Annotated in this window: 17 protein-coding genes; 10 read left to right on the forward strand and 7 right to left on the reverse strand. The window is 50.2% G+C overall.

Going from position 1 to position 25,239, the window contains the following annotated elements; translation table 11 throughout:
• Positions 1–31: 31 nt before the first annotated feature.
• Complete coding sequence (locus LAT77_RS08640; protein ID WP_290564155.1) at positions 32–1,441, reverse strand: M28 family metallopeptidase; 1,410 nt, start codon at positions 1,439–1,441, stop codon at positions 32–34.
• A 135-nt stretch (positions 1,442–1,576) separates the two neighbouring features.
• Between LAT77_RS08640 and LAT77_RS08645 the strand changes: the two genes are divergently transcribed.
• The 4 genes from LAT77_RS08645 (at position 1,577) to LAT77_RS08660 (ending at position 8,396) form a co-directional block, all read left to right on the forward strand.
• Positions 1,577–3,157, forward strand: a complete 1,581-nt coding sequence (locus tag LAT77_RS08645; protein WP_290564156.1) for an amidase family protein — start codon at positions 1,577–1,579, stop codon at positions 3,155–3,157.
• 215 nt (positions 3,158–3,372) lie between these two features.
• The gene (gene dsrO / locus LAT77_RS08650; protein WP_290564157.1) at positions 3,373–4,170 is read left to right on the forward strand and encodes a sulfate reduction electron transfer complex DsrMKJOP subunit DsrO; all 798 of its coding nucleotides are present in this window, start codon (positions 3,373–3,375) and stop codon (positions 4,168–4,170) included.
• A complete protein-coding gene (gene nrfD / locus LAT77_RS08655; protein WP_290564158.1) occupies positions 4,151–5,320 on the forward strand; it encodes an NrfD/PsrC family molybdoenzyme membrane anchor subunit in 1,170 nt (389 codons plus the stop codon). The genes dsrO and nrfD overlap by 20 nt, the downstream gene beginning before the upstream one ends.
• Positions 5,313–8,396, forward strand: coding sequence for a molybdopterin-dependent oxidoreductase (locus LAT77_RS08660; RefSeq protein ID WP_290564159.1), 3,084 nt, complete (start codon positions 5,313–5,315; stop codon positions 8,394–8,396). Before nrfD ends, LAT77_RS08660 begins: the two co-directional genes overlap by 8 nt.
• A 136-nt stretch (positions 8,397–8,532) precedes the next feature.
• Here LAT77_RS08660 and LAT77_RS08665 read toward each other — a convergent pair whose 3' ends face one another.
• Positions 8,533–9,591: a porin gene (locus LAT77_RS08665; protein ID WP_290564160.1), complete on the reverse strand. Its 1,059-nt coding sequence runs from the start codon at positions 9,589–9,591 to the stop codon at positions 8,533–8,535.
• A 183-nt stretch (positions 9,592–9,774) separates the two neighbouring features.
• Positions 9,775–10,770, reverse strand: coding sequence for a cytochrome-c peroxidase (locus LAT77_RS08670; protein ID WP_290564175.1), 996 nt, complete (start codon positions 10,768–10,770; stop codon positions 9,775–9,777).
• A gap of 372 nt (positions 10,771–11,142) precedes the next feature.
• Between LAT77_RS08670 and LAT77_RS08675 the strand changes: the two genes are divergently transcribed.
• The 4 genes from LAT77_RS08675 (at position 11,143) to LAT77_RS08690 (ending at position 16,543) form a co-directional block, all read left to right on the forward strand.
• Positions 11,143–12,063 carry a tetratricopeptide repeat protein gene (locus LAT77_RS08675; protein ID WP_290564161.1) on the forward strand — a complete coding sequence of 307 codons (921 nt, stop codon included), beginning with the start codon at positions 11,143–11,145 and terminating at the stop codon, positions 12,061–12,063.
• A gap of 146 nt (positions 12,064–12,209) precedes the next feature.
• On the forward strand, positions 12,210–13,853 hold the full coding sequence (locus LAT77_RS08680; RefSeq protein WP_290564162.1) for a BCCT family transporter: 1,644 nt from the start codon (positions 12,210–12,212) through the stop codon (positions 13,851–13,853).
• A 77-nt stretch (positions 13,854–13,930) separates the two neighbouring features.
• Positions 13,931–15,784 carry a DUF294 nucleotidyltransferase-like domain-containing protein gene (locus tag LAT77_RS08685; protein ID WP_290564163.1) on the forward strand — a complete coding sequence of 618 codons (1,854 nt, stop codon included), beginning with the start codon at positions 13,931–13,933 and terminating at the stop codon, positions 15,782–15,784.
• A gap of 9 nt (positions 15,785–15,793) precedes the next feature.
• Positions 15,794–16,543 (forward strand): 3'-5' exonuclease, encoded by a 750-nt coding sequence (locus tag LAT77_RS08690; RefSeq protein ID WP_290564164.1) that lies wholly within the window; start codon positions 15,794–15,796, stop codon positions 16,541–16,543.
• On the opposite strand, the gene LAT77_RS08695 is transcribed toward LAT77_RS08690, so the two are convergent.
• From LAT77_RS08695 to LAT77_RS08705, 3 genes are all read right to left on the reverse strand, one after another.
• Positions 16,540–18,246: a hypothetical protein gene (locus LAT77_RS08695; RefSeq protein WP_290564165.1), complete on the reverse strand. Its 1,707-nt coding sequence runs from the start codon at positions 18,244–18,246 to the stop codon at positions 16,540–16,542. The two genes, LAT77_RS08690 and LAT77_RS08695, sit on opposite strands and share 4 nt — an antisense overlap.
• A gap of 110 nt (positions 18,247–18,356) precedes the next feature.
• Positions 18,357–19,703 (reverse strand): sodium-dependent transporter, encoded by a 1,347-nt coding sequence (locus LAT77_RS08700; protein ID WP_290564166.1) that lies wholly within the window; start codon positions 19,701–19,703, stop codon positions 18,357–18,359.
• A gap of 178 nt (positions 19,704–19,881) precedes the next feature.
• A complete protein-coding gene (locus tag LAT77_RS08705; protein WP_290564167.1) occupies positions 19,882–20,337 on the reverse strand; it encodes a YccF domain-containing protein in 456 nt (151 codons plus the stop codon).
• Positions 20,338–20,503: 166 nt separating this feature from the next.
• On the opposite strand from LAT77_RS08705, the gene LAT77_RS08710 reads away from it, so the two are divergent.
• Together LAT77_RS08710 and LAT77_RS08715 are read left to right on the forward strand one after the other, a co-directional pair.
• A complete protein-coding gene (locus LAT77_RS08710) occupies positions 20,504–22,690 on the forward strand; it encodes an OsmC domain/YcaO domain-containing protein (RefSeq protein ID WP_290564168.1) in 2,187 nt (728 codons plus the stop codon).
• Positions 22,691–22,797: 107 nt separating this feature from the next.
• Positions 22,798–23,928 (forward strand): FAD-dependent oxidoreductase, encoded by a 1,131-nt coding sequence (locus LAT77_RS08715; RefSeq protein ID WP_290564169.1) that lies wholly within the window; start codon positions 22,798–22,800, stop codon positions 23,926–23,928.
• A gap of 49 nt (positions 23,929–23,977) precedes the next feature.
• Here the strand turns inward: LAT77_RS08715 and LAT77_RS08720 are convergent, their stop codons facing one another.
• Complete coding sequence (locus LAT77_RS08720) at positions 23,978–25,096, reverse strand: alpha/beta hydrolase-fold protein (RefSeq protein ID WP_290564170.1); 1,119 nt, start codon at positions 25,094–25,096, stop codon at positions 23,978–23,980.
• Positions 25,097–25,239 lie beyond the last annotated feature (143 nt).

Raw genomic sequence — 25,239 nt, forward strand, 5'->3', positions numbered from 1 at the left:
TACCTTGGCTCGTAATTTAACACCAAAAAGCCTAGCGCAGGTCGAACGTCCCTGCTGCACCTGGGAACACCACTGGGCTTTCAAAACCATCCTTGCTAACACTGGCAACTCCGAAAAAGTAGTTGTCGATCACGACGTTACGTAAAGTAAACTCAGTTACATTACCCACGTCGCGACTAAATTGCCAGTTTGGCGCATCGGTATAACGCCAATAAATGCGATAACCCGCGATCGTCTCTGCGTCGTGTTCACTAGCTGGCGCCCAACTTAACGTGGTGTGAGGTTGCACCGCTCCGCGAATTTCAACGTCACTTGGTGGTGCTGGCGCCCATGCCATACTGGCTAAAGTCACTGCGTTTAACGCCGTAAGTTTGACCGCATAGTCAAAGTCGACATACTCTATTGTGTCACCGTAGTGGCGACCGTCTTCGTTGCGTAAGTCTTGATGCTGGCGGTCATAATGTTCGTTGGTTTCCATGATTCGTACGCCGGGAAAGCCAACATCATTGAATGGCCGATGATGCCCGCCACGACCAAATCGGTCTAAACGATAAACGACCATGACATCTAAATTAGGAATATACCGATCTGCCATCCAAGAAATATACCGGGCTAAATTACGACTAGGCGAGTCGACTTCACCGCCAGTAAACCGGCGTCGACGAGCATCCGCTTCGGTTTCATTCATGCGCGTTCCTTCAGCAAACACCCGTGCTGTGGTGTTGTCAATGACGCCATTAATTCCCGCGATGTTACCGATCATGTCGTTGTTTAATACAGCGTGCAGGCGCCAGCCTTCTTCAACGGCTTGCCGCGCAAGAATCTCACCGCCAAACAGCCCCTGCTCTTCACCAGCAAGCGCCGCGTACACAATTGAGCCATTGAATTCATACTGACTGAGAATCCGAGCTGCCTCTAGGGTACCAGCAAGCCCTGATGCGTTGTCGTTTGCTCCCGGGGACTCCGACGTATAATCCATAATGTCCGTTACTCGAGAGTCAATATCGCCGGACATGAGCACGTAGCGACCAGGGTCGGTTTTGCCGCGCTGAATCGCGACGACACTGACGACGTCAACGGGATCGGGTATCCGTGGCGTTCCCTCAACAATATCGCTACTGTAATAAACCTCTAAACAACCACCGCAGGCTGCTGAAATACGTTGAAACTCTTCATAAATCCAACGACGAGCGGCGCCAATACCCTGCGTATCCGACTCAGTTTCTGAGAGGGTGTGGCGGGTACCGAAGTCGACCAAGGTCTGTACATCGCGACGCAAGTTCTCTGCGCTTGGTGCAGCGGCAATGTCGTGCAACTTAGATTGGTCTTTATAGCTAATGGCTTGTGCATTCGCTGCGCCTGCGAATCCGCTACCGAGTAAGAGTGCCCCCGTCGTTGCGAGCACAACACGCTGAATCAGCGATTTTTCATTGGCTTTCATGGCTTGCCTCGTTGTCTTACGTTGAAATTATTCACTCTCTGAATCGAAGTTGTCTATTTTTTCTGGCGAAATAAGTCGCAAACTGGCAAAGTCACCATATAACAAAAAGAGTCCAAACAAATAGAGGAAATCCCTGTGTTTACGACCAAGCCACGAATTTTTGCAGCGATAACGCTTTGTGCTTCACTTTGGTTAGTCGCTTGTTCACCTCAACCCGAGGTTGTACAGCCAGCTGATCCTGCGTGGACGAACGCGGCTGCCGCGAAAATGCAGCTCGAATCAGGGGCGCTGACGAGTGTTGATTTAGTTCAGCACTATCTCGATGCGATTGCCGCAAATAATCAGCAAGGGTATGAGATTCGCGCCATTATCGATGTGAATCCAGAGGCGTTAGCTATCGCTGCTGAACGTGACCGCGAGCGTGCGGCGGGCCAAATTCGAGGGCAATTGCACGGTTTGCCGGTAATTTTGAAAGCGAACATTGCTACCGCCGACAGCCTGCCAACGACTGCTGGTGCCGAAGTTATGCAAGGTTTCGTCACTGAGGTTGATGCTGAGCTAGTACGACAGTTACGCGATGAAGGTGCCATTATTTTGGCCAAAGCCAACCTTTCTGAATGGGCAAATTTTCGTGGCCAGAATTCAATTAGTGGTTGGTCTGGACTTGGCGGGCAAACGCGCAACCCACATGTCCTGACGCATAATCCATGTGGCTCGAGCTCAGGTTCTGGCGCTGCTATCGCAGCCGATTTTGCACTACTTGCCATTGGTACCGAAACCGATGGCTCGATTATGTGTCCTGCATCAATCAACGGTGTCGTCGGCATCAAGCCCACCCGCGGAACAGTTTCTGGACACGGGATTATACCCATCGCGTCAGCACAAGATATTGCCGGCCCAATGACCCGTTATGTCTATGACGCAGCGCTGCTGCTCGATGCCATGATTACACCGGATGCAGCCGACCAGTTTGGCGTCTCACTCGCTCGCGCCAGCCAAACACCCTACAACGGTGAGCCCGTCGTGTTAGTGCGCGCTTGGGACGAACGTTTTACGGGCGTCAAAGAACTCACTGAACGCACGGTCACCGTGCTTCGCGCCCAAGGTATTGAAGTGATCGAAGTGTATGAATGGCAGTTACCGTCTGAGCTTGGTCAGGCTGAAATCGAAGTCCTTATCTACGAATTTCAGCGCGATCTCAATGCTTGGCTGGAGGAATTCGCAGCCCCAGAACAAGCGCGCGATATGAACGCGATTATTGCGTATAACCAAGCTCATGCTGAACGCACATTGGCACTCTTTGGCCAAGAATATTTCGAGGCGGCTGCGGCCGTCGATTTAGTCGAGGCAGAAGAAAGTTATTTACGTGCTTTGAATACCAGTCGTGAACTGGCGGAAGCGCACCTCGATCAATACCTGAAAGACCTCGGTGTCGCGGCAATTATCATGCCGTCTTATGGTCCAGCCTGGCCTATTCCTCCGGTTGAAGGTCCTGGCTATAGTTTCGGTACTTCAACTGCGGCAGCCGTTTCCGGCTACCCAGCAATTAACGTCCCTTCTGGTCGTGAAGATGTCCGCCCAATCGGCTTAAGCGTAGTTGGATTGCCGTACAGCGAGCCGCAACTCTTAAGCCTAGCGGCACTGATTGAAGAGGTTGTCGGCGGTTTCCAGCGCCCGCAATTCTTACCGGAACTGCCAGCTACAGAAATAGAGTAACGACTGACACCGGTAGAAACAGTTCCTTTTGCTGTTTCTACCGGGTAGCTTTCCTCAAATTCTTTTCAAAATTATATTTTTTTCAACAAGTTAAACTTTACTACCCGTCCATTAAATATCACTAATTGGTAATATATATGACCTCGATCAAAGTTCATTAAAGTCCCTTCATTTATAGTGGGTTTGTCATTTTCGCAACCCCTCTCGGAGGCAGTATGGACTTTGCCCGCCGCGCAATTCTTGGTCAAATTGCAAAGTTAACCGCTGGTGCCGCATTAGTGCCACTAGCCAGTCTTTCATTCTCGCCGTCAGCGCACGCGTCGCCAATCAATAGCCAGCCGGCCCGTCGTGAAGGCGATGCCAGCAAACGCTACGGTATGATTATTGATTTGCGCCAATGCATTGGCTGCCAAGCCTGTACGGTCTCTTGTCATATTGAAAATGAAGCACCTATGGGCAGTTTTCGTACCATCGTTTCTCAGTACGAAGTCAGCAACAAAAGTACCGGCGATATGGCCACCATGGTGTTACCGCGTTTGTGTAATCACTGTGAGAATCCTCCCTGTGTTCCAGTTTGCCCCGTTCAAGCCACGTTCCAACGTAAAGACGGGATTGTTGTCGTCGACAACGAAGCTTGCGTCGGCTGCGCTTATTGCGTGCAGGCTTGTCCTTATGATGCCCGCTTTATCAATAAAGAAACGCAAACTGCGGACAAATGCACCTTTTGTGCCCATCGGCTTGAGGCTAATTTACTGCCTGCTTGTGTCGAGTCTTGTGTGGGCGGAGCTCGCATCATCGGCGATATGCGTGACCCTAACAGTCAAATTAGCAAAATGATCGCGCAACACCGCAGTGAGCTCATGGTTTTAAAACCAGAGCAAGGCACTTTACCGCAAGTCTATTACCTCGGAATGGATGAGCGTTTCCTATCGCGGCCTCAGGCCGAACCTGCCCTTTGGGATGTGCGTGATATTGACGGCAAGGAGATTGGCTATGAATTCCTCGATCATTGAAATCCTCACCCCGCGTTATGAGTTAGCTTGGTACCCTTGGGCCGTGCAATATTTCTTTTTAATTGCAATTTCTTACTCAGCACTGTTACTCAGTTTGCCCGGTACCATAGGTCGTGGTCAGTTCGCACAACGCTGGCAGCCGATGGCACGTCTCGCCTTATTAATCACCTTAACTTGCACCTTGGTCGCACCGGTAGCATTACTCGCAGACCTGCACCAACCCATGCGTTTCTGGCACTTTTATGCCAATGCAACGTCGACGTCGTGGATGTCGATTGGCAGTATATTGCTGCCGCTCTATCTCTTTAGTGTCTTAGGGTATGTTTGGCTCGCTTGGCGTCCCGCATTGCTGCAAGCACGTCAAGGCCATGGCTTCGCCGCAGGCGTAGCCCGCCTATTAAGCGCAGGAGACTGGCAAGTGCGTCGGTCGGTACTGACGATTGTCGCCCTCACCGCAACAGTATTTGCTGCTGGCATTATGCTCTACACCGGCGCTGAAATCGCCATTATCAAAGCGCGACCACTTTGGCACACGAATTGGTTACCCGTCATGTTTGTAACAACAGGCATGGTAGCCGCTGCTGGCCTAGTCTTGGTGCTGAATCGCTTCATGTCCCCCGCTCGGGAAGGTCGCAGCGAGATTAATCGCCAAGGCCTTAAAGTTATTCTTGTGGCGATGCTGGTTTCAGCATTCGTTGCCGCAGCTTGGCTTTTGAGTGGCCTTTCTGGTCACAGCGAATCCGTTGCCGCCGCGCTCGAATCCGTGCAAGCAAATAGCGACTGGCGACTGAGTGCAATCTGGGCATTACTTGCGGGCGTCATTCTCTTTGCATTCGCAGCGATAGCACTGAAAGCTCGGACGCAATCCGCCGCAATCAGTCGTTGGGTTTGGCTTGTGGGAATACTGGCCTTGCATGTCGGTTGGGCGTTCCGTTGGATGGTACTGATGGAAGTGCAAACCGTAGCGAAAAACACTGCGGGCTACTATCAACTCGTCGTCGAACTTGGCTCTTATGGCCTCATGGGAATTATCGGTACCTTCGGCCTTTGGCTAGCCGTGCTCCTGCTCGTTGACCTCTTTATTCCTTGGCAAGGTCAGGCGCACCAACGTCCTCATCAATCATTAGCAGCGGAGGCGCAACATGGATAAGAATCGTCGTAATTTTCTCAAAGGCGCAGCAGTCGTTGGCGGCACCACAGCCTTTGCTGCTGGCTATTCAGGCCCTTTACAAAAGATTGGTAAAGGCGCAATGACCGGCAGTGCCGGAACGAAGTCGAAAGACCGGATTCACGGTAACTCACTGGCTCCCGAGTACATCGTCGACCCTGCGACGGGGAAGGTACAACTGAACCCTGATCAGCGGATTGCCTTCACTGTCTGTTATGGCTGCACCACCAAGTGTGGCGTGCGCGTCCGCATTGACGATAGTGAGAATAAAGTACTGCGGGTATCGGGCAACCCGTATCATCCACTTTCTGCCGATCAGCATCTGTCAGAGAAGACACCGGTGATGGAAGCGCTGCGTAATTTGAGCAACTTCCAAGACCAAGGCCAGTTGAACCGCTCCACCGCTTGCGCGCGCGGCAATGCCGCCATGGCTCAACTCACCAGTGAGCAACGCGTCACTGAGTGTTTAAAGCGCGTTGGTCCCCGCGGCAGTCAACAATGGCAGTCGATTCCTTTTGAGCAGTTAATTGAAGAAATTGTTGTCGGCGGTAATTTGTTTGGCGAAGGCGCTGTCGAAGGCCTGCAAGATATCTATGGCCAAGAGCCACTCGACCCGAATAATCCGGAATACGGCCCTAAGTCGAATCAGCTATTAGTGATGGAAGCCACTGACTATGGCCGCTCGGCTATTCTCCAACGCTTTACCATGAATGCTTTTGGTACGCGCAACTACGGTCACCATGGCTCCTATTGTGGTCTGGCTTTTCGCATGGGTTCAGGCGCAATTTTTAATAACCTACAAACCAATACGCACAGCAAGCCCGATTACAACAACGTACGGTTTGCTTTATTTGTCGGCACAGCACCGAGCCAAGCGGGTAACCCGTTTAAGCGCCAAGGCCGCTTACTCGCTGAAGCGCGGGCAAAAGGCAAACTCGAATATATGGTCATCGACCCAGCACTGAACGTTGCCGCCAATCACTCCAGTGGTGATCGCGCTCGCTGGGTACCGATTAAGCCGGGTACTGACACAGCATTAGCCATGGGCCTCATCCGCTGGCTACTGGAAAACCAAGGTTATAACCAAGCTTACTTGGAAATTCCCGGTAACTACGGTGCAAACCTAGCCGGTGAACGCGGTCATTCAAATGCCAGCCACCTCGTGATCGAACAGCAAGGACATCCGAATCAAGGCAAGTTCTTGCGTTTATCAGACCTCGGTCAAGCGACCGCAGGCGAAGCCGATGACCACCCCGTCGTTCTCGACAGCAATGGCGAACTCGTCAGTTCAGAAAGTGTTCGGGTTGCACAACTCTTTGTCGACCAGATTATCGAAACAGACAGCGGTCCCGTTCAGGTGAAAAGTAGTCTAACCAAACTGCGCGAACAAGCGACTGCCCATGATTACACTGTGTATGCCAAAGAAACTGGTATTCCGGTGGAAAAAATCAAGGCGATGGCGAAACGCTTTGCCGAGCATGGTCGTCAAGCTGTGGTCGACACCCACGGCGGCATGATGTCGGCGACCGGCTTCTATGCTGCTTTTGGCCTGAACATGCTGAACGTCCTTGCTGGCAGTATCAATCAGCGTGGTGGTATGGCCGTCGGTGGCGGTGTCTTTAATGGTAATGGTACAGGGCCGCGCTATAACCTTAGCGATTTCCCTGGAAAAACTGGCCCACGTGGCTTGTTCCTATCACGCTCACGCATGCCTTACGAAAACTCGTCGGAATATCGCCGTCGCGTTGAAGCCGGTGAAAATCCGTATCCTGCCGCAGCGCCTTGGCGTCAACTCGCTCCGCCACTACTGACAGAGCACTTGCTGTCTGGATTAGAGGGCTATCCCTATCGCGCCAAGGCTCTGATTAGTTGCATGGCAAACCCGCTGTATGGTCAAGCTGGATTAACCAAAATCATTGCGGATAAGATTTCTGATCCGCAACGTTTAGGCCTGTTTGTTGCGGTTGATGGCTTTATTAACGAAACTAACCGTTACGCTGACTATATTGTTCCCGACTCAGTGATGTATGAAGTGTGGGGTTTCACTGGAGCATGGCGCGGCACCTTAACGCAAATGACCACCGCCTGTTGGCCGGTGGTTGAGCCACGCCAAGTGAAAACCAAAGACGGCGACCCGGTGTGCCTTGAGTCATTTTTTATCAACCTCGCTAAACGTATGAAGCTGCCGGGCTTCGGTAAGGACGCATTAGCCGACGCTGAAGGCAATCGTTACGACTTCGATCGTCCGGAAGACTACTACTTGCGAGCTGCTGCCAACATTGCGTTCCAAGGTACGCCATTGCCGAAGGCGAGTGCAGAAGACATCATTGCCGGTGGCGTTGAACCACTCATGGGCCGAATTAGCTCAATCTTGAAAGCCGAAGAAGTTGGCCGAGTTGCGCATTTGTACTCACGTGGTGGTCGTTTCGAAGAGGCCAGTGAAAGCTACCAAGGCGATAAAGTTAAACATGCCTGGACCAGACCTTTGTGTGTCTATAATGAACAAGTCGGTACGACCATCAATAGCTATAACGGCGAACGCCACAGCGGTGTGCCGTCCTTCCAGCAAGCGCGTTTCTGGGATGGCAGTTTAATGCGTGATCATTTCAGTGAACACGACTGGCCACTCTTAGCGTTCTCGTTTAAGTCTAACCTGATGAACAGCTACTCAGTGGGTATGGAACGCTTGCGTATGCTCAAACCTTATAACCCAGTGCTACTCAATCGGGTTGACGCCGCTCGGTTCGGGATTAAACACGGCGACACCATCGAAATTGAGAGCCCCGGTGGCAAAGTGATTGGTTTGGCTTTGGTTAGTGACAGTGTTGTGCCGGGCGCATTAGGAATCGAACATGGCTTTGGCCACACTGAATTGGGTGCGGCTGAACATACCATCGACGGTCACAAACGGATTGGCCATAAATGGCTCGGCGCGGGCATTAACCTCAATGACCTCGGCTTCCGCGACCCAACCCGCAAACAAGCAGCGACTTGGTTAGAAAATGTGTCCGGTGCTTCAATTCGGCAAGGGTTACCGATTCGCATCCGCGCCGTGTAAACAGCGCTAAATAGGAAAATCAAGGCCAGCAGCGATGCTGGCCTTTTACGTTGTTCGCAACATATGTCTTATATAGTTCAGTATAAAAAAGGCCAGCTTGAAGCTGGCCAACTGAGGAAATAAACGGATTTAACGTTTATAAGTTGTGGCGGTAACCCCAACTCAAACGCAGGCCAATACCCACCGCGTTCTCACCACCCGTAATATCACGCTCGGTGCGACGAAAGCCGGCATGCACAGCAAGGTTTCGGTTAAAACGCTGAGCAACGCCCAAGGCATAATATTCACCGTCATTATTTTGGATACCGTCATCCATAAACTGGCCATAACTTGCCGACCAGTTGCGTTGACCGTCGTTATAAGTACCACTTAAGAACAAGAACTCGCCATTCTCGAGCCCTTCGTCACGGAACTCGTACTCTACCGCAAAGGTAAATTGTTGATAACGCGTCCGCGCGCCCAATTTGGTGCCTTGTCGTTTACCTGCTCCGCGGTTTCCAGCGTCAATATGGGCGATCGCTAATTCAACATTTTCATGAATTGGGAAATTGATCGAGCCGGAGAACGTACTGTCGCGTTCAACACCGCGAGGCGCCGGTTGGCCATCATTGTTGGAGTAAAATGCACGGTAAGTGACACCATTGCGCACTAAGGTGTAATCTACCGCGTCATCAATGTAGGCTCCAGCTCCAAGTGGACCGCCGGCTGCACCCATGTTCGTGCGTGCTTGCAAGAACGTCGCAACAAAGGGGTCCCATTGTAAAGTATTCAATTTATACGGGGACTCCAGTCGACCCGCTCGCACCATGCCTAGGTCACCCGCTATACCGACATAGCTCTCCCGATACTTAGCACGGCCATCTTTCAAGCCGTCCATATCGTAGTTCCAACCATGGCGCGCAAAAACTCGAACACCGTTGTCGAACTTGTGTTCACCGTGCAAGAACACAGCACTCCAGTTATGGTTGTTATTAACACCATTGCCCCAAGAGTCAGTGATGTACCAGTTGTCTTTACCACGCGCTTCGGCGGCACTGCCGTCAACACCCACCAATTCGGTTTGCACCCGTGCCGTCACTTCAAAAAATGTACTCGACTGTTTTTCTTCATCGGCAACAGCGGTATGAATCGCGCCAGCAAGCAACGATACGGCGAATAACGGGGCGACAAATTGTGCGGTTCTTAGCTGACTCATAGCGAGCTCCTTTGCTTTACTCATTCAATTTAGTTAAGTATAAGCAAACACTAATTTACTGCGTTGATCTACATCATAGCACTACGCTCAAATCTACGAATAACCAGTTTAAAAATAGTCGTTTAGATCGATAAAGCTCCAAACCGAATAGGCTTGAGGCTTTATTATTGAACTTAATCGCGACTATTCGCTGTCGAATGGCTTCGGCCGCGGCGTATTTGGACGTGATGGCGGCAGCAATGGAATGGTGATTTGCGGTTGGTCACCCGTCAGTGTTTTCATAAAGGCCACCATGTTATCGATATCTTCTTGAGGCAGTTCTCGCCCCAGCTGCAACTTAGCCATAATATCGGTCGCTTCTTCGAGCGTCCAAACGGCACCGTCGTGGAAGTAAGGGTAAGTTTTGTCGACGTTCCGCAAGGTTGGCACCTTAAAGGAAAAGCGATCCGCATCTTTACCGGTTACTTCATAACGACCCATGGATGGATTCTCGGTCTGATACTCCTGCACCAAACCCATCCGATGGAAGTCGCGTCCGCCAACGGCTTCGCCATAGTGACAAGCGGCACAACCGATTTCTTTGAAGGTTTTATAACCTTGCAATTCTTGCGCCGTCAGCGCGTCATCATCGCCGAGCAGCCATTGGTCAAAGCGCGAGTTCGGCGTCACTAAGGTTTCTTCAAACACCGCAATGGCATCGGTGACATGGTCAATAGTGATATCGCGAGTCCCATAAATTGCCTCAAATAAATCACCATACTCAGGGATTGAACGCAATACTTCCACCGCCAGCGTATGGGTATAGGCCATCTCTAACGGGTTATCGATCGGACCTGCAGCCTGCTCCGCTAGCGTTGCAGCGCGACCGTCCCAGAACTGGGCAAGGTTCAAACTAGAATTCAGTACGGTCGGTGAGTTGATCGGTCCTTCTTGCCAGTTGTGACCAATCGATGTCGGTAAGTTGTCTGTCCCACCGCGACTCAGGTTATGGCAAGAGTTGCAGGAAATAAAACCGGAACGAGACAAGCGTGGTTCAAAAAATAGCATTTTTCCCAATTCGACTTTTTCTGGCTCGGTAATTTCTGCCGGTTGAATCGGCTGAATCGGCTCATTGCGAACACTTTGGTAACTGCTGTTGTCCAATGCGTTGACAGCGAGTACTGCAGTGCCAAAACACATTGTGGCGATCATTGCGGCTAAGCTTTTTGTCGTCATGCGAAGTTCCTCTAGGGACTTTTGATACCTTTTAGTATAGCCATAGAAAAACTAAGGAGATTGATGCAGGTCAAATCGCGCACTTTCTGTACCCTGAGTCGCCATACGACAGGCGATAAAAAGCTGCTATTTAGCGCAAATGTTAAATCACTGTAAACCAAAGCGCCGCTTTTTGCATATAATGTGCAGCACGAAAGGAAACATTTCGTTGCAATTTTGAGAACGGTGAGCGATTGACATTCAAGCGCTATCCTGTGACATTGCACGGCATATTAAAGGCCTTCGTCGCCAGCGAATATGCGAAATGATGAAAGCTCGACCACCCCAGGAGAGATTATGAAACTGTCGTTACTTTGTAGTGGCATTATACTGGCACTTGCAAGCGTGAGCTTCAACCCAGTCGCAGCAGAAACCGCAATGACAAACCCCATTGCTGGTAGTTGTGAAGAAGTCAGTTGTGAAAAAGAAATGCGTCAGCTCGTTCGCTTGGCTCGCGGCGGCAGTGGTGATGCAGCAGCCATCGTCGGCATGGCTTATGCCAGTGGCGATGGACTCGAGCAGAATGATAAAGAAGCTGAACGCTATTTGCGTATTGGTGTGCGTTATAACAGCCCGGTGGCTATGTATATTCTGTCCGACTGGTACTTAAACGGACACATTGTTGAGCAAGACATCAACGAATCGGTTCGATTGTTAGATTTAGCCATTCGTGCCGAATATGCGCCAGCGATTTATAAGCGCGCAATCCAATTATTGAGCATCAATCAGCCTGACACCATTGCTGAGGGCATTGAGCTTCTCGAGCAAGCTGCAGATCAAAACTTGATGAGTGCGATGTTCGCGCTCGCTCGCCTCAAACATACCGGCGTCGGTACCGAACAAGATCTCTACGGCGCAGCTGAACTTTATCGCCAACTGATGATGGCCGGCCATACTGATTCCCGTCATCATGCGCGCCAGATTAGCCGTGAGCTTGCGGAACTCGAAGGCACAAACAACAGCGATGAAATGATCGCTCGCTTGCAAGAAGCTGAAGGCATGGAACGGATTAGCGTCGTCGGTACGCGCATGAATGTGCATGGTCGTCTCGATAACATTGCTCGCCGCCTTGCCGCCACCGGCCGTTATGATACCCGCTCCATTGGTAGCCGTATTCGTGGCGTCAGTTGTGAAGACACGGGCACAAACTGTGGTGTAACACGCCCAGAAGCCGGTCAAGGTTCATTGAATGAAGTCCTAACTGGCGTGGTAGAATAATTCCTCACCGATTTTCGTTTGAAAAACGCACTGACTCGTCAGTGCGTTTTTTGTTTCAGTAAAACAAACACCTAGTGCGTGTTGTTTAATTCTTTACGATGACTATACTTATTTAACACTCTGGATAAAAACAATAAGGAATGCCAATGAGTTCGCCATCGGATCATGAAAATGACCTACTCAAGCCAGATGGGTTAGTTAACCCGATTGACACTGATTATCAAGTTGGGCAAGACAATGTTGTCGTCAAAGTCGGACCATTTGGGCTCGATATTCACAACCGCGTGTTTGCCATTTCCGGTCTATTAGTCATCCTATTTGTTGCGATAACGCTGATTTTTCGTGCGCAAGCCGAACCTCTATTTTCCAGTATCCGTGACTGGTTAACTAGCAATCTCGATTGGTTCTTTATTGGCGCAGCAAACATCTTTGTTATCCTTTGCCTCGTTCTTATTTTTACACCTCTCGGAAAAGTTCGCCTCGGCGGTACTGAGGCCGATCCCGACTTCTCCTACATTGGCTGGTTTTCCATGTTGTTTGCCGCTGGCATGGGCATTGGCCTCATGTTTTACGGTGTCTCTGAGCCCATCGCTCATTTTAGTAGCGCATTTGCTGGCGCTGAAGTTGGCGCCGACGGCGCTCGCACCGACTGGGCTCCGCTTGCTGGCGCAGCTGGTGACGCTGAAGCAGCGGCACGCCTAGGTATGGCTGCAACCATCTACCATTGGGCGCTGCACCCTTGGGCCATCTACGCGGTTTTAGCGCTTGGGTTAGCTCTATTCTCCTTCAATAAAGGATTACCACTCACCATCCGTTCAATCTTCTATCCACTGCTCGGTGAGCGCGTTTGGGGGTGGCCTGGTCATGTGATCGATATTCTCGCAGTCCTGGCGACGTTATTCGGTCTCGCGACATCGCTTGGCCTTGGCGCATCGCAAGCAGCCGCAGGCTTAAACTATCTATTCGGCTTCCCCACCGGCGTTACGATGGAAGTGCTTTTAGTGGTGGGCATTACCTTGATTGCGCTCGTTTCCGTCTTTGCTGGTTTAGAAGCTGGTGTAAAACGTTTGTCAGAAATTAATATGACACTTGCGGCATTACTCATGTTGTTTGTGATTATCGTCGGCCCAACGCTTGCGATTGTCACGGGTTTCTTCCAGAACTTAGCAAGCTACCTTCAGCATCTCCCGGCACTCGCCAACCCGGTCGGTCGCGCGGACACCAATTATAGCCAAGGTTGGACGGCGTTTTACTGGGCTTGGTGGATTTCTTGGTCGCCGTTCGTCGGTATGTTTATTGCGCGAGTGTCTCGAGGCCGTACCGTGCGTGAATTCTTGCTGGCGGTTCTACTGATTCCGTCACTCGCGTGCGTACTCTGGATGACCGTCTTCGGGACTACCGCTATTCAACAGTTCATTAGCGGCTACGAAGATGTCGCCAACGCGGCATTACCGCTGCAGTTGTTCACCATGTTGGATGTGCTGCCTTGGGCTCAAGTGACGTCGTTTATTGGTATTATTCTTGTTGTCGTTTTCTTCGTAACGTCTTCTGATTCCGGCTCACTGGTGATTGATACCATAGCTGCTGGCGGTAAAGTGAATGCGCCAACACCACAGCGTATATTTTGGTGTACCTTTGAAGGCCTCGTTGCCATCGCGCTCATTTTAGGCGGTGGTTTGATTGCACTGCAGGCCATGGCCGTCTCAGCAGGACTGCCTTTCACGATAGTCCTCCTGATGAGCTGTGTTGCATTGGTCAAAGGGTTAAGTTCCGAACCTAGGATTGGTTAGTTGAGTTCAAGGCAGACGCGATGATTCGCGTTTGCCTTGTTCACTGTTGTCAACGTTAATCATGGAGACTCTCTTCAATGCAGGCTGAACAAACTGAGATTCTTCATTTTCTTGAGCGTTTCGCCCCCTTTAATCTGCTTCCCCCTGCTGAGCTGGAAACCGTCGCGCAAGCAATCAGCGTGGGCTATGTACGCGCTGACCAAGTCATCCTTGAATATAACCAACCGATTCACGATCTCCATATTATTCGCAGCGGTTCAGTCGAAGTTCTGCAAAAAACTGGGGAGCTTTATAACCGCCTTACCGAAGGTGGCTACTTTGGTGAATTTGGTCTCCTACGCAAAGGCCGCGTGCGCTACCCAATCCGCACTTTAGAAGATACCTTGCTGTATTACCTGCCCGGCGAGATCTTTACTCGTCTCTTTGACCAGTATGACGAATTCGCTGAAGCGGTTGAAGTTGAAGAAGATAGACGGGTGCAATATGCCGTCCAGCAAGACCGTCCTAAGCATGACCTACTAATGGAAATGGTCTCGACCTTGATTAGTCGCGAAGTTGTCAGTATTGATGCAAACGCCAGCATTCGTCAGGCTGCGGAGTTAATGACTTCAGCGGAAGTGTCGTCATTGTTAATTATGGACGGTGAACGATCGCTTCCTGTTGGCATTATTACCGACAAAGACCTACGTAAGCGCGTCCTTGCCGTCGGTCGCTCAGAGCAGGAGCCTGTGCATGCGGTGATGAGTGACGATTTAGTGTTTATTCAACACAACCAACATATTTTCGAAGCCATGCTGGTGATGCTGCGAACGAACCTGCACCATCTACCGGTGCTGAAGAAAGGTGAGCTGGTCGGGGTGATTTCTTTATCCGATGTGGCGCGACATGAGTCGAAAAGCAGCCTATTTGTGGTCAGCAGCATCTTTAAACAAAACAGTATTGACGAACTACAGCTACTCGAAGCGGATGTACGGGCTAGTTTTGTACGCATGGTCAATGAAGATGCCAACTCGCGCATGATTGGCTCGTCGATGGCCACCATTGGCCGCAGTTTCAAACAACGATTACTTGAAATTGCTGAAGCAAAGCTCGGACCACCGCCAATTCCCTATTGTTTTATTGCTTTGGGCTCCATGGCTCGCGACGAACAAGCGATTGTCACCGACCAAGATAATGCACTCATTTTGGACGATCGTTATGATCCGAAAAAGCATGATGAGTATTTCCTTGCGCTTGCTCAGTACGTGACCGATGGGCTCGACGCCTGTGGCTATCCGTACTGTAGTGGCGGGATTATGGCAACGAATCCGGAGTGGCGGCAGCCGCTGCGACAATGGCAGAAATATTTCGCTAACTGGATTACTGATCCCACTCCCGCTCGGCTATTACATAGCAATATCTTCTTTGATCTCGACGCTGTGTGGGGAGAAAAGCAATTCGCGCAAGAGCTGAACCAAGTTATCCAAAAGCAAGCGCCTCGGCATAAACGTTTTTTAGCAAGCATGGCAAAGAATGCAATACAACGGACGCCCCCGCTTGGCTTTTTTAAAGACTTTGTCATGGAAAAAGATGGCAAACAAAACAACAGTATTAATATGAAACGCCGTGGCACAGCGCCCTTAGTCGATCTTGTTCGTGTGCATGCACTGTCAATCGGTTCGACGCAACGAAATACCTTTGGACGCCTGGAAGATATCATCGAGGCGAACATTCTTCCCCATGGCCGTGGCCCTGATTTACGTGACGCCTATGAATTGATTGCCATGGTGCGGATTCGTCAACAAGCGCGTGCGCTCGCCGCAGGAGAAACTCCCGATAACAACGTGAGCCCGGATCAACTATCGGATTTCGAGCGCAAGCACTTAAAAGACGCGTTTCAAATTCTTAGTCATGCGCAGAAGTACCTGCGCTACCGCTACTCCATTCATTAGTAGACATCCATGCTGTATCTTCCTGCCTCAGCCAAGCATCAATCTGCGCCTACGCTAAGTTGGCCAGACCGCTTTCAGCAGCTTGCGAGCTCTGCACATGAGCCACGCTTGCGCGCTTACTACTCGAAAGGCATGGTTACTGGCGACACACCGATTGCGGAAGCACCTTTGCTCGCTGTCGACTTTGAGACCACCGGACTTGATCCAGCCCAGCACGGTATTGTGAGTATTGCGATGATTCCGATGACGATCCAACGGATTGCTCTGCAACAAGCAAAAACCTGGATTGTGAAACCACAACGACCATTAACCAGTGAATCGGTTGTGATTCATGGCATTACGCACAGCGATATTGCCGCAGCCGACGATATCGTTGATCATTTAGAAGAAATATTGGCATTCGCTGCAGGGAAGATTTGGGTGGTTCACTATCGTGGTATTGAGCGGCCGTTTTTTCAGCGAACCTTGCTCAATCGCATCCAAGAGTCGATCGACTTTCCAGTGATCGACACCATGCAATTGGAAGCAAACTGCCGCAGACGACCGTTAACGCGCTGGCAGAAGCTGTTGCAAATGGCGAATCTCAAACAGTATCCGCAACCCTCAATTCGCTTAGCTGATAGTCGCGAGCGCTATGGACTCCCGTTCTATCCACCACACAATGCACTGACCGACACACTGGCGTGTGCCGAACTGTTGCAAGCGCAAATTGCACATCACTACAGCCCGACCACACCCATTAGTCAATTATGGCTTTAATTACTGGTCACTGTTTCCAAATAGTCAACCAAGTCGATTGCCATTGCATCATCCAGCAACATACGAGCCACTTGGCGTAAACCGATGTTTTGGCGTAATACTCCACCGTTATTTAAGCGATGAACGCGGCCATTATAAATCGTATAAAAACTCGGATAAGAATCCGCGTTCGCCGCATGCGCAGCATGTAACATCAAGACTTCAGCGCCACCGAGCTGCATGACGCGATAGTCATAACGAAAGCCACTTTGAGTTAAGGTAATACGCTGATAGTCGCTGTCGACACTAAATTGGTCCGACTGATACAACTGTGGGTTAATCGCACGCACAATCTCACCACCGTCCATCTCACTAAATGGCTTACTCGCATTCGACATGCCATTACTCGTCGGACTAATACAGACACCTTCGTCGGTCTCGGAGCGAATGTAAATGAGCTCATCCCCGAACTGATATTGGTCAAGTTCTAGTGGATCCATCCAAGCCGCTAACGCTGCTTTGAAAACATCACTATTAGTATCAATCACTTCAAAATGGACGAAAAACTCTAAACCATCCGCCGCATTCACGAGACGATAGCGATCCGGCTGACCAGACACTTGCTCCACCGCGCTATAACTGCTGTCATTGGCGTCACTAATGGTCCAGCGTTGCTCTTCTAGATGCCAGCAGCGCTGATCGGTCGGCGGGAAAAAGCTCGACAAGGTTCCTTTATTGAACTGCAAGCCTGACGAACTACGGGTAATCCACGCCACCTCGTCTGCCCGCTCATTGTAGACGTCAAAGCTATTATTGGTACTCGCAAGGTGCACCGTGTTGCCCGGCTCAAGGAAATTGTCTTCAGCAAAGTAACGCTGAGAGTCACTCAATGGTTGGCGTTCGCCGATATAGCCAAGTTGCGTCAAACGCGCTGCCATATCGTCTTCAGTGGCGCCCGCAAAGATCGCCTGTAAAGCAGCCAAAGGTTCGTTGGTGTACGACATCGCTACTTGGTAGCGAGGAAAGACGCGATTATTCCCCGATTCAAGCGCTTCAGGGCTCATTACATTCTGGCCGCTGAAAAGTTGATTGTAGGCATCACCCGGAGAGTGGTAATAGTTACCGCTAATCATCAAACGACCGATCGCGTAAATTTCATTCTGTTCGAACGACGAAAGTGCGGGGTCATACAACCAAGACTCGAGAGTGGTCAGTGTGTTCACGTGCCCTTGATAATAGCCGCGGCCACTGAGGACGATATCACCATCATCGTTCATTAAAAATGCATCTGCAGGACGTGGATTGCTTGTATCTGCCGGGAAGCGCGCGATAACGAAGTGCTCAGCAAACTCAAAGGGAGACTCAATAGTTAAATCGTAACGGCCCGTGGCCGACGTAATCGCAATCGGACTATTTTCATCACATTGCAGGTCACGCGTGGTATCGATACACACTTCGGCGCCAGCAACACTGTCGTAATAATGCACTCGACCATTCAGCGTATGGGTAAACAATTGATCCGTCGGTTGGCCTGGGTCTTTCGCCGGCTGGATTAAGCCGACTGGGCAATCGTCACAGCTGCCATCGTCACCGCCGCCGTTACCACCACCATTACCGGGACCGCCGCCACTACCAGAGTCGTCGCTTCCTGAAGAGCCACCACAGCCAGCCAAAGCGAGTGCGACAACCGTCGCTAATAACGAGAGTTTTAGTTTTGCCGTCATCTTATTCTCCATATTCTACTTCGTATGACTTCATGTCACACACTGCATTTTTCACGATTTATATAAAACAAAGGGCGAGCACGGCTCGCCCTTTTTGAGGACTTGAATCACTAGCCCGTAATCAGCAAGTAGGCAACCGCCAAAATCAGTACCGGTGCGACCACAGCCGCAATAAAGTGGAAGATCTTCGCAAACCAAACTGAACTTTCTGCTTCAACTTCTACTTTAATTCGTGGCCAAATAATCCAACCCACAAAGACTGCAGCGAACATACCGCCCAATGGCATGAGTAGGTTCGATGCCACATAGTCCATGATATCAAACGGATTGCGACCAAAAATACTGACATCAGCCAATACACCGAACGAGAGCGCCGCTGGTATCCCGAGAATGAGATAATTTGCTATAGCCACAGTGGCCGTTGCTTTCTTCCGCGACAAGTTGTACTCGTCAATCAAGAACGCCACAGCTGGCTCTAGAATTGAAATCGACGAGGTAACCGCTGCGAACAAGAGCAATAAGAAGAAGAGAATTGCAAAGAATTGACCGCCCGCCATCTGCGCAAACAACGCTGGCATGGTAATAAAGGTCAAACCAGGGCCTGCTCCAGGGTCAACACCAAAGGCAAACACTGCAGGCAGAATCATCAAGCCTGCTAAGACAGCAGCAAGAATCGCTAGCGAGGCAATCCACAAACTCGAACCGACGATTTTGGTCCCTTTACCGAGGTAAGAGCCGTAAGCAATCATCAAACCAGCACCGACGGACAACGAAAAGACCGCAAGCCCTAGGGCTTCAAGGAACATATTCACGGTTAATTTCGACCAGTCCGGTGTGACCAAGTAGATCAAACCGTCAATGGCGCCTGGCAGGGTTAAGCTACGGAAAGCGAGGAAAATCATCAGGATGAACAACACCGGCATGAGGATTTTACAAATCCGTTCAATGCCCGATTGCACACCAGCGATTACAATCGAAACTGTGATGCCTAAAAACACTAAGGTATAGGCCATAGCGGCCAATGGATTACCGATAAAGCTACCAAACATGCTCTCAAGTTCAGCGCCGTCAGTAACTAAAATGTCCCCTCGGATAGCTTCAAACACATAAGCGATTGCCCAGCCACCGACGACGGAGTAAAAGCCCAGAATGAGGAAGACGCAAAGCACCATCATCCAGCCGACGTAATGCCATTTACCTCCGCCTAACTTACGTAAAGCAGACGTCGCGGACCGCTTCGAAATACGTCCGATCATCATTTCTGACATCATCATGATGATACCGACTGTAAACACACAGGCTAAGTAAACGAGGAGGAAAACACCGCCACCATTTGAACCCGCGACATAAGGAAATTTCCAGATTGCTCCAAGGCCGACAGCTGAACCGGCGGCTGCGAAGATAAATCCGATCTTCGAACCCCAATTACCGCGGCTATCTGTTGTTACATTTGTCATGTGTAGTGCTCATATTGTTATAGTTTTTAAGGTGAAACTTTCGCAGCCAAAACCTTAAACAGTTTTGCGCTGAATAACTAGTCTTATGCAGTTCATTCACCGAGGGTACTACACAAGTGGCCGAATAATCTACTGCCGATTGGCTGTAAACCGCGTCATCAGACGACTTACAGCAACACTATCGGCGCATCGAGGCAACCCGCGCATCGGCATTAGCGCGGCGCGCAGCGTTGGCAATTTCGATGTCCACAACGGTCTTGCCGATCGGCGCCAGCGCAATGCCTGCCAATTTAATATGTTGAATTGCAAAAGGAATACCGATGATAGTTATCGCCAAGAAACAAGCAGTAATAATATGACCAATAGCTAACCAAAGCCCGGCCAGAATAAACCAAATAATATTGCCGAGCGTGCCGAACACACTGGTGCCGATGTCGCCACGCTGAGTGAGTTCACGGCGATTAATTGCTTCTCGACCAAACGGTAAAAAAGCGAACTTGCCAAGGACAAAGCAGGCGCGCCCCCACGGGATGCCCACAATGGAGACGAAAGCCAATAAAGCATAGAGCCACCAAGCTAAACCCATGAAAAAACCACCAAAAATAAACCATAAAAGATTGCCGATTGTGCGCATGTTTGCCGTTCCTTTTTTGTTAGACCTACAAGATAAAACAAAAACCGGCTAAAACACACGCGAAAAATTCACTGGCGAACAAGACTATTGGGGGAAAAAGCGGGATAATAGCCGACTTACGCGGTTCTCACTGAACCTCAATTCAGCGCAATCAATTGGCAGCACCATGGAAATTAAAGTTAATTATCTCGATAACCTTCGTCTGGAAGCTAAATTTGACGACTTCACCGTCATTTCAGACCAACCGATTCGCTACAAAGGCGACGGCTCAGCACCCGGACCATTCGATTATTTCCTTGCCTCATCGGCGATGTGTGCTGCCTATTTTGTCAAGGTGTATTGCTTGTCACGCAATATTCCAACGGAGAACATCCGCTTAGCACAAAACAACATCGTAGACCCCGAGAACCGCTACAAACAGATCTTCAAGATTCAGGTCGAGCTGCCAGACGATATTTCTGAACGTGACCGCCAAGGGATTATTCGTTCGATTGACCGCTGCACCGTGAAAAAAGTAGTGCAGGAAGGCCCTGACTTTCAAATTGAAGTGGTTGAGAGCCTCGATGATGACGCCCAAGCTTTATTGGCATTAGCACCAACCGGTAGTGAGCGCACCTTCATTGAAGGCAAAGACGCACCGCTCGAAGACACGATCGCCAATATGAGCAAAATTCTTGCCGACCTAGGCATGAAAATCGAAATCGCGTCGTGGCGCAATATTGTACCCCACGTCTGGTCATTGCACGTGCGCGACGCAGCCTCGCCGATGTGCTTCACCAACGGCAAAGGTGCTACCAAAGAAAGCGCGCTATGTTCAGCGCTTGGTGAGTTCATTGAGCGCCTGAACTGTAACTTCTTCTACAATGACCAGTTTTGGGGTGAAGACATCGCCAATCGCGAATTCGTTCATTACCCGAACGAGCGCTGGTTTGCTCTGGAAGAAGATGATTCACTTCCGGCCGGCCTGCTCGATGAATATTGCTTGAGTATTTACGATGCCGACGGTGAGCTGTGCGGGTCGCACCTCGTCGATACTAACTCAGGCAACAGCGAACGCGGAATTGTCGCGCTGCCGTATACGCGCCAGTCCGATGGCGAGACCATTTACATTCCGTCAAACCTGATTGAAAACCTATTTTTAAGTAACGGCATGAGTGCCGGCAACACGCTCGCGGAAGCACAGGTGCAGTGCTTATCGGAAATTTTTGAGCGGGCGGTGAAAAAACAAATCATCGAAGAGGAAATCGCACTTCCCGATGTTCCAGCAGATGTACTCGCTCGTTATCCGCATTTAGTCGAAGGTATTCGAGCCCTCGAAGCTCAGGGCTTTCCCGTTTTAGTAAAGGACGCCTCGCTTGGCGGTCAGTTCCCTGTGGCTTGCGTGACCTTAATGAACCCACGTACTGGCGGCGTATTTGCTTCATTTGGTGCCCATCCTAGCTTTGCGGTCGCGCTCGAGCGGAGTTTAACCGAGCTTCTGCAAGGCCGCAGCTTCGAAGGCTTAAATGACTTCCAGCCGCCGACGTTTAATTCGATGGCAGTGACCGAGCCGAATAACTACGTTGAGCACTTTATTGATTCATCGGGTGTGGTGTCGTGGCGCTTCTTTAGTAGCAAGTCCGACTATGACTTCGTCGATTGGGATTTTTCTGGTTCCAATGACGAAGAAGCGGCGACCTTGTTCGGCATTCTTGCCAACTTAGGGAAAGAAGTGTACATGACGGTATATACCGAGCTTGGCGCTCCGGTGTGCCGAATTCTCGTCCCTGGTTATTCGGAAGTGTATCCCGTGGAGGATCTGATCTGGGACAACACAAATGTTGCACTGCAGTACCGTTCGGATATTTTGAATTTACACCGTTTAGACGACGAAGCATTGGCGGAGTTAGTTGAGCGGTTAGAAGAAAGTCAGCTCGATAATTACACCGACATTGTCACCCTAATCGGTATTGAGTTTGACGAAAATACGGTTTGGGGGCAACTTACCGTGCTTGAACTCAAGCTCCTGATTTACCTTGCGCTGGGTGACCTTGAGCCGGCTTTAGAATTGGTCGAAGCATTCCTGCAATATAACGACAATACCGTTGAACGTGGGCTTTTCTATCGTGCCATGCAGGCGGTGCTGGAAATCGAGCTTGATGAAACACTGTCACAAGACGAATTTGAACTCAACTTACGACGTATGTTCGGTGACACCGTCTATGACGCTGTCGCGGGCTCTGTCGCGGGTACTGTGCGCTTTTATGGCCTGACACCGACCAACATGCAACTTGATGGGCTCGATCGCCACCAACGGCTTATCGAGAGTTATAAGAAGCTCCACGCAGCCCGCGCCAAAGCAGCAGGCATGTAATCGCATAGGAATAGCCGGCCTACCACTCTTGGCATCGCCGGCATTGTCCCTAGCATTTCTAGCCTCATCAATATAAGATAACCCTAATATTAAATTGGGGGGGTCTTATGCAAATTACAGTCATCGGTGCCGGATTTGCCGCCCTGACCGCGGTAAAAACCTTACGCAAACAATCAAACGATGTTGCCATCACGGTCATCGCGCCGAAAGCTGAACTCATTTATCTGCCGAGCTTAATTTGGTTGCCCTCCGGCTTGCGCAAGGCTGAAGATTTGCGTATTGATCTCAGCAAGTTCTTCAAGAAAATGCGGGTTAACTTTGTCGCTGGTCGTGTGCAAGGTATATACGACGGCGGCCGCAGCGTGCATACCGAAAATGATGTTATACATAATGACGCTTTAATTATTGCCAGCGGTGGTCGCTTTATTAAAAAGCTGCCGGGAATCGAGCATGTGATTACCCCCTGCGAAGGCATTTCGGCTGGTGAAGCGATTCGCGACCGTCTCGCGGCGATGCAGTCAGGCACCATCGCTCTCGGTTTTGGCGGTAACCCCAATGAACCCGCCGCCATGCGCGGTGGCCCGATGTTCGAGTTTGTCTTCAATATTGACAGCTTGTTACGCCGACAAGGTCGCCGCGATCAATTCAAGCTGGTGTTCTTTAATCCAAAAGATAAACCGGGGGCACGTTTAGGCCCTGACGTCCCGAGCAAACTCGTCAGCCTGATGCAGAAGAAAGGCGTCGAAACCCACTTAGGCCACAAAATTAAAGGTTTTACTGCCAGCAGTGTGCAAACTGAAGGCGGCGACATCGCTGCTGATTTAATTCTTTTCATGCCCGGTATGACTGGTCCTGCGTGGCTGGATAATACCTCGCTACCGAAGTCCCCTGGCGGCATGATTGTGGCCAACGAGCACACCCAAGTTGAAGGCTTTGAACATGTTTACGTTGCCGGCGACGCAGGTAGCTTTCCCGGCCCTGACTGGCAGCCCAAACAAGCCCACGCCGCCGATATTCAAGCGAAAGTCGCCGCGACCAACGCAGTGCGTTTACTGACAGACGAATCCGCTCAGTTAGAGGTCATCCGTCATGAGCTTGTGTGCATTGTCGACACCCTCAGCCATGGCATTTTTATAAAACGGAATGAAACGGGTTCACGCTTTTTACCACCGCTACGTATCATGCACTACGCCAAGCGCTTCTTTGAAAAACAGTACTTGCGGCAGTATCGGGGTTAATTGCCTGCGTTGCTGTGAACACAGAAAACTGCGCACCTTAAACCTAGCGCTATTGCATATCCCGTTTCAAACTAGAGTTCTGCTGTAAGATTTCACTCAAGTACTTGGAGCCGTGCTGTTCTGCGAATTTGACCGCTTTTTCTGACGCATTTAAAGCGGCTGTATGGTTATCATTCATGGTGTAAGCCGTTGCTAGGCTATCCCATAATATTTCCGAGTACGGGAACGATTGTATACCTGCCTCTAAGATTTCAACGCCCCAAGCGAGTTGGCCTTCATAGGCTGCTTTTAGTCCGTAAACATTGTACTGATGGACTGACATCGGCAGGTTGTAGTCAGTAATTTCAGCGTAGTCTGCATAATAACTGTGGAGCTGCTCGAGCGATTTAACCTCGATCTGAGGAACCGCATTGAAGCCCCGAAAGACCGATCGAAGTCCCATTACATTGCCAATTAACGGTGTTGAGTCATGTGTTTCATCAGGAAACCGACGCAGTTCCCATGTTACGTTGGTGCTAGTCAGTTTTCCGAGCGCTGCTTCCAAATAATCAAAGCCCTCGGCCATTTCGTCCGGCTCACTGGCCATACTTGCAAACCAGCGAACCTTGGCACTTTCTGCAGTTAGGTTGGCTAAATCATTCAGAATAGCAAAATCGTCCCACCACAAACTGGGGCTGATTGAAATGGCTGCTTGTATGTCATCCGTGTGATTTATAGCTAAGTACGCTGAATATAATCCGGAAAGCGAATGCCCAGTAACAGTGATATGCGACGCAATCCGATAGTCTTCACGCAGCTTGGGTAGCAATTCTTTAAACAAGAATTTTGTGTAGTTTTCCGCACCACCCGAGCGACCGGCGAACTGTTCTAATTCTGTCTGGGTGAAATTCAATAGTCGACTATTCGCACTGACACCGACCACGATCATGTCAGGAGTTTCAGCAAAAGTGCTCATAAACTCAATGTTGCCGGCAATGTGATTAAACTGTGTTGAGCCATCCATGACCAAAAGCAACGGATATTCATAGTCTGACGAATGCCCATAGGTTTCAGGTAACGCCACCCTGACGGTTGTCACTTCACCCAGTCGCTCAGAATAAAATTGAAATGACGTGCTTGCAGCGCACACTGAAGAAAAAAGAAAGACTGAGAGGATTAGTGCTTTCATTAGCACTTTGAAAAATTTGCACACGCTAATTTACCTTTGGCGTTACTTTTAGAGGGAGTTGAAGCGTAACACAGTGCAGCGGAGTGAAACCAAGTATTGCTGAGATTTGAGATTGGTGGCCCCTCCCAGATTTGAACTGGGGA

The organism is Aliidiomarina sp. (genome assembly GCF_022565475.1).
GTDB lineage: Bacteria > Pseudomonadota > Gammaproteobacteria > Enterobacterales > Alteromonadaceae > Aliidiomarina.

What these genes read in the sequence shown, in the direction of transcription:
- LAT77_RS08640 (WP_290564155.1), bottom strand. Translation starts at nt 1,441, where the DNA reads ATGAAAGCCAATGAAAAATCGCTGATTCAGCGTGTTGTGCTCGCAACG.
- dsrO (WP_290564157.1), top strand. Translation starts at nt 3,373, where the DNA reads ATGGACTTTGCCCGCCGCGCAATTCTTGGTCAAATTGCAAAGTTAACC.
- nrfD (WP_290564158.1), top strand. Translation starts at nt 4,151, where the DNA reads ATGAATTCCTCGATCATTGAAATCCTCACCCCGCGTTATGAGTTAGCT.
- LAT77_RS08660 (WP_290564159.1), top strand. Translation starts at nt 5,313, where the DNA reads ATGGATAAGAATCGTCGTAATTTTCTCAAAGGCGCAGCAGTCGTTGGC.
- LAT77_RS08665 (WP_290564160.1), bottom strand. Translation starts at nt 9,591, where the DNA reads ATGAGTCAGCTAAGAACCGCACAATTTGTCGCCCCGTTATTCGCCGTA.
- LAT77_RS08670 (WP_290564175.1), bottom strand. Translation starts at nt 10,770, where the DNA reads ATGTGTTTTGGCACTGCAGTACTCGCTGTCAACGCATTGGACAACAGC.
- LAT77_RS08675 (WP_290564161.1), top strand. Translation starts at nt 11,143, where the DNA reads ATGAAACTGTCGTTACTTTGTAGTGGCATTATACTGGCACTTGCAAGC.
- LAT77_RS08680 (WP_290564162.1), top strand. Translation starts at nt 12,210, where the DNA reads ATGAGTTCGCCATCGGATCATGAAAATGACCTACTCAAGCCAGATGGG.
- LAT77_RS08685 (WP_290564163.1), top strand. Translation starts at nt 13,931, where the DNA reads ATGCAGGCTGAACAAACTGAGATTCTTCATTTTCTTGAGCGTTTCGCC.
- LAT77_RS08690 (WP_290564164.1), top strand. Translation starts at nt 15,794, where the DNA reads ATGCTGTATCTTCCTGCCTCAGCCAAGCATCAATCTGCGCCTACGCTA.
- LAT77_RS08695 (WP_290564165.1), bottom strand. Translation starts at nt 18,246, where the DNA reads ATGACGGCAAAACTAAAACTCTCGTTATTAGCGACGGTTGTCGCACTC.
- LAT77_RS08700 (WP_290564166.1), bottom strand. Translation starts at nt 19,703, where the DNA reads ATGACAAATGTAACAACAGATAGCCGCGGTAATTGGGGTTCGAAGATC.
- LAT77_RS08705 (WP_290564167.1), bottom strand. Translation starts at nt 20,337, where the DNA reads ATGCGCACAATCGGCAATCTTTTATGGTTTATTTTTGGTGGTTTTTTC.
- LAT77_RS08710 (WP_290564168.1), top strand. Translation starts at nt 20,504, where the DNA reads ATGGAAATTAAAGTTAATTATCTCGATAACCTTCGTCTGGAAGCTAAA.
- LAT77_RS08715 (WP_290564169.1), top strand. Translation starts at nt 22,798, where the DNA reads ATGCAAATTACAGTCATCGGTGCCGGATTTGCCGCCCTGACCGCGGTA.
- LAT77_RS08720 (WP_290564170.1), bottom strand. Translation starts at nt 25,096, where the DNA reads ATGAAAGCACTAATCCTCTCAGTCTTTCTTTTTTCTTCAGTGTGCGCT.